This window comes from Mesorhizobium sp. M7A.F.Ca.ET.027.03.2.1, assembly GCF_003999175.1.
Lineage (GTDB): Bacteria > Pseudomonadota > Alphaproteobacteria > Rhizobiales > Rhizobiaceae > Mesorhizobium.
Genome location: NZ_RZOM01001676.1, coordinates 1 through 735, shown reverse-complemented (window position 1 = coordinate 735; position 735 = coordinate 1). Strand labels below are relative to the sequence as shown.

The window sequence follows — 735 nt, the reverse complement described above, 5'->3', positions numbered from 1 at the left end:
GTCGCGCGCTGGTCGGCCAGCGGCCGATGACCCGCGTCGGCCGCGCTATCGAAAAGGGCGAGACGCAGGGCTTCATGAGGATCCTGGTCGACGCCGACACCAGGCAGATCCTCGGCTGCTCGGTGCTCGGCCCCGGCGGCGACGAGGTTATCCATTGCGTACTCGACCTGATGTACGCCAAGGCGCCCGTCGACACGCTGGCGCGTGCCGTGCACATCCACCCGAATGTCTCGGAGCTGTTGCCAACCATTGCCCAGGAATTGAAGCCGCTGGTTTGACAGCCTGTTAGCGACCCATTTCAAAGCTCTTCCTTTTCTGCATCGCTGCGATGCAGCAATGCAGCTTGCGCACGATGGCGTCCTTCGCGCAGTCTCAATTTGAACCGATTCAGTCTGGACGCCCCATGCCCTTGCCGATCCTTGCGCTTGCCATTGCGTCCTTCTGCATCGGCACCACCGAATTCGTGATCATGGGCCTGCTGCCCGAGGTCGCAGCCGACCTCGGCGTATCGATCCCTTCTGCCGGCCTGCTGGTTACCGGATATGCGCTGGGTGTCGTCTTCGGCGCCCCGATCGTCGCCATGGCCACCGCGCATTTGCCGCGCAAGCCGGTGCTGGTCGGGCTGGCCGTGCTGTTCGTCGTCGGCAATCTGTTTTGCGCCATCTCGCCCAACTACTGGACGCTGATGGCCGCGCGCGTTTTCACCGCTTTCGGCCATGGCGCCTTCTTCGGCAT

1 protein-coding gene and 1 pseudogene are annotated in these 735 nt (G+C 63.4%); both read left to right on the top strand.

Annotated features, from left to right (window positions below):
• A pseudogene (locus EN750_RS37290) lies at nucleotides 1–278 on the top strand (pyruvate/2-oxoglutarate dehydrogenase complex dihydrolipoamide dehydrogenase); the annotation flags it as partial.
• Between the two features lie 125 nt (nucleotides 279–403).
• On the top strand, nucleotides 404–735 hold a 332-nt coding region (locus EN750_RS37285), incomplete at its 3' end, for an MFS transporter (protein WP_145968328.1).